The sequence below is a fragment of the Methylobacterium sp. J-030 genome (assembly GCF_022829545.1).
In the GTDB taxonomy this organism is placed as follows: Bacteria; Pseudomonadota; Alphaproteobacteria; order Rhizobiales; family Beijerinckiaceae; genus Methylobacterium.
In genome coordinates this window covers 1-3585 of sequence record NZ_JAKSYM010000373.1, presented here as the reverse complement: position 1 = coordinate 3585, position 3585 = coordinate 1, and the positions used below count along the sequence as shown (strand labels likewise).

Here is a 3585-nt window from a genome sequence, read left to right as displayed (position 1 = left end):
CGTTTGCGGCAGCGCCAAGCCCGATCCCAACCGCTCGCAGCAGCCCTGAAGGCCTGGGCGGAGATGATCCTGCTGCAGCTCTCCGGCGGCTCCGATCTCGCCAAGGCGTTCCGCTACATGCTGGTGCGCTGGACGGCGCTGGTCTGCGTCTTCGGCGACGGCCGGATCGCGCTCGACAACAACCCGGCCGAGCGGGCGCTGCAGTCCGTCGCGACGGGTGTGTCATTGTACGCCACTGTAACCGGGGCAGATATCCGGGCGGTGGCGTTTTGCGGTTTGGCCGTGGCGTGATTCAACACCCGGCATGGCGCTGCCGGATCCCGATGGCCTGGATGCCCTCCCGCTGAGCGAGCTTCGCGGGCTCGTCGCTGACCTGATCGGTCAGGTCCGCGCCTTGACGGACGAGAACCGGGCTTTGCGCGACGAGGTCGCGCGGCTTGGAGGGCTTGCCACCGCGCCCCCCGACGCGGCCAACCCCGTCCGGGATGGAGAAAGCGAGCGAGCGGGCGCAGGCCAAACCGGGCCAGCGGCGGCGTGGGCCCGTGCACGAGCGGGGCGTGATCACGCGCGAGGTGGTGCTCAAGGCTGCCGTTCCGGCAGGCTCGCGCTTCAAGGGCTTTGAGGATGTCGTGGTGCGCGACCTCGTGCTGGAAGCGGTCGTGGTCCGCTACTGGCGCGAGCGCTGGTCCACGCCGTCGGGGATGAGCGTCGTGGCCGCGCTGCCGCCCGGGATCGTCGGCGGGTTCGGGCCGCATCTGCGCCGCTTCCTTCTGGCGGCTCATGTCCAGGGGCAGGTCACGAGCGAGCGCTTGACCGCGATGCTGTCCGGGCTCGGCCTGACGATCTCCAAGCGGCAGGTGGTCCGCCTCCTGAGCGGTTCGCTCGATCCCTTTGTCGCCGAGGAGCAGGCGGTGCTGCGCGCCGGTCTCGCGAGCGCGGCCTGGATCAGCGTCGACGACACCGCCGCCCGGCACGCGCGGACGGACGGCGTGACCACGCAGATCGGCGATGCACGCTTCACCGCTTTCCGCACCACCGCGTCCGAGTCCCGCCTGAACTTCCTCGCGCTGGTGCGGGCTGGTCACGGCGACTTCGTCGTCAACGCCGCGGCGCTGGCCTACATGCGCACTAGCGCGCTCGCCGGGCCCTTCCTGGCGGCGCTCGCCGCCCACCCGGTCAACGTCTTTGCCGATACCCCGGCCTGGCAGGCGCATCTGACGGCCCTCGGCTTCGATGCGCGCGCCGTCACGCCCGACCCGGTGCAGGTCGCCACCGAAGGTGCGCTGTGGGGTGCGATTCGGCATCACGGCCTGATGCCCGACACAGTCGTGGTCTCCGACGGGGCCGGTCAGTTCCGGGTCGGCACCCATGCGCTGTGCTGGGTGCACGCCGAGCGCCTCGTCCACACGCTGATCCCGACGACCGTGGCTCAGCGCAAGGCCATCGCGCTCACCCGCATCCTGATCTGGTGGTTCTATGCCGACCTGAAGGCCTGGGCTCGCGCGCCTTGCCCCAGACGAGCCCGCGCCCTGCGCGCTCGCTTCGACCGGATCTTCACGCGCCGCACCGGCATGGTGATGCTCGACCGGCTGCTCGCCCGCCTGCACCGGCACAAGGCCGCCTTGCTCCGCGTGCTGGAGCGGCCCGAGATCCCGCTCCACATCAACGGCTCGGAGAACGACATCCGCGCCTGCGTGACCAAGCGGAAGATCTCCGGCGGGACGATGAGCGAGGCCGGCCGCACCCCCTGGTGCAGTCCAGGCCGCCGACAAGTCGTCGGCCAAAGTCGAGAAGGCGTTCGGATCGGGCGTGTGGCCGGGTGAGCCCTCGACAGGCTGGCGGCCCTCCAGGTCTTGAAGGCGTCGAAGCGCGGCTTCCCAGTTCTTTTCCAGCGTCGCGGCGATCAGGCGGTTGTCGGGATCACAGGCGGCGTAGCGGCGTTCGGCCAGGCTCGCATCGTACCGGGCCTGCTGCATCTCCAAATCGAGGACGCGTCGCTGATCGTCCAGCTGATCCCGGTGCATCCGCTCCGCCTCGAACGCTGCGGCGATCGCCACCGGCCTCACGGCCTGCAGCAACTCCGCCGCCACGGCTGCATCGACCCGTGGTCCGCCGAAGGTCATGCAGCGGGGTAGGCCCATCATAAGGTTGGGCTTGTCACAGCGATACACCGGCCGTCTCTGCGGATTGCCGGTATAAGCGACCCTGAGCCTGCGTCCGCATCGCCCGCAGCTCATGAGCCCCGACAGCAGCGCCCGCCCGCCGCGGCCGGATTTTTGCCACCACGACGGCTGTAGGCGTTGAGGGCAAGCTGGCCTTGGTTCCGCTCGTACTCCAGCCAGCCGATGTAGCCTTCGTGATGATCCTTGATCATCACCTCCCACGTCCCGGCGGGCTTGCCGTGCCCGTAGCTCCGTCGCGCCCGGCCGTCGACGATGCAGGTGCGCGTCTCGCTTTTGCCGTAGACGTACACCCCGGCGTAGAATGGGTTCTTCAAGATGGCGATCACGTTGCGATAGCGGATTGGTCTCCACTCGAAGCTGGAGGATGGCTGGCGGGAGTAGCTCAGCGCTCGTCATCGTCAAGCTCCTCGACGCCGAGGCCGCCGGCCTGCATGAGGATCTGCGCCAGCATTGCGACGACCGTGTCGCGTTCCTGAGCGCTCAGGCCTTCCAGCCTGTCCTGTTCGAAGAGGAAGCTGATCTGCAGATCCGGCACCGCGGCCGGCCACTTGAGGGGTTCCATCCTGTGCCTCCGGAACGATGCCGACATCGCTCCGGACCTTTGCGGGGCTGTCTGCCCCGCTCAACAGCCGCGCCAGCTCGATCAGCGCCGTGACATCGACGCAAGGAGACCCGGACGTCATGCCGGCGCAGTGAACCGGGTCGAACATCCATCCGGCCATGGCGATCACAACGCCGGAAGGCGCTTGCACCAGGAGAATCGGGCCGTATGTCCGCTGCTCGACCCGGCGCACCAGCACCTTCCGGCCGAAATGGGGGTGCCAGCGATAATGAACCTCCGCTTCCTGCCCGACATGGGCAGAATGAACGGGTGATGGCGCTGGGCAGGAAAGCCTGGCTGTTTGCGGGTCGGTGCGCGGCGGCGAGCGCGCGCCGGTGATGTACACGCTGATCGTAAGCGCTCGGCGAGCGGCCCTATTGATTAGGCGGCCTGAGCACCAGCGGTGACCGGCGACCAGTTCCAGGGCAGGCGTTTGGCTGGGTGATCGGCGAGGCGGGTGAGCACGTCGCGCAGGTAGGCCTCCGGATCGAGCCCGTTGAGCTTGGCCGTCTCGATCAGCGTGTAGAACGCCGCGGCTCGCTCAGCGCCGCGCTCCGAGCCGGCGAACAGGTAGTTCTTGCGCCCGATCGCGACGGACCGCAGCGCCCGCTCGGCCGGGTTGTTGTCGAGCGCGATCCGCCCGTCGTCGAAGACGCGGGTCAGCGCCGTCCAGCGCACCAGCATGTAGCGGAACGCCTTGGCGAGATCGGAGCCGCCGGAGAGCTGCAGCAGGATCATCTCCGCCCAGGCCTTCAGGGCTGCTGCGAGCGGTTGGGATCGGGCTTGGCGCTGCCGCAAACG

Annotated in this window: 4 protein-coding genes and 1 pseudogene; 2 read left to right on the top strand and 3 right to left on the bottom strand. The window is 68.8% G+C overall.

Going from position 1 to position 3585, the window contains the following annotated elements:
- Positions 1 to 291 (top strand): IS66 family transposase (locus MKK75_RS30480; RefSeq protein ID WP_244046228.1); only part of this gene is annotated, 291 nt, incomplete at its 5' end.
- Between the two features lie 266 nt (positions 292 to 557).
- Complete coding sequence (locus MKK75_RS30475) at positions 558 to 1823, top strand: transposase (RefSeq protein WP_244046227.1); 1266 nt, start codon at positions 558 to 560, stop codon at positions 1821 to 1823.
- Here MKK75_RS30475 and MKK75_RS30470 read toward each other — a convergent pair.
- The 3 genes and pseudogenes from MKK75_RS30470 to MKK75_RS30460 form a co-directional block, all read right to left on the bottom strand.
- Positions 1748 to 2545: pseudogene (locus MKK75_RS30470) on the bottom strand (recombinase zinc beta ribbon domain-containing protein); the annotation flags it as partial. The gene MKK75_RS30475 and the pseudogene MKK75_RS30470 overlap by 76 nt on opposite strands.
- A gap of 20 nt (positions 2546 to 2565) precedes the next feature.
- A complete protein-coding gene (locus MKK75_RS30465) occupies positions 2566 to 2745 on the bottom strand; it encodes a hypothetical protein (protein WP_244046226.1) in 180 nt (59 codons plus the stop codon).
- A gap of 420 nt (positions 2746 to 3165) precedes the next feature.
- Positions 3166 to 3585 (bottom strand): transposase (locus MKK75_RS30460; RefSeq protein WP_244046225.1); only part of this gene is annotated, 420 nt, incomplete at its 5' end.

Excerpts from the sequence above, each read along its gene's own strand:
- MKK75_RS30465 (WP_244046226.1), bottom strand. The coding sequence starts at position 2,745 with ATGGAACCCCTCAAGTGGCCGGCCGCGGTGCCGGATCTGCAGATCAGC.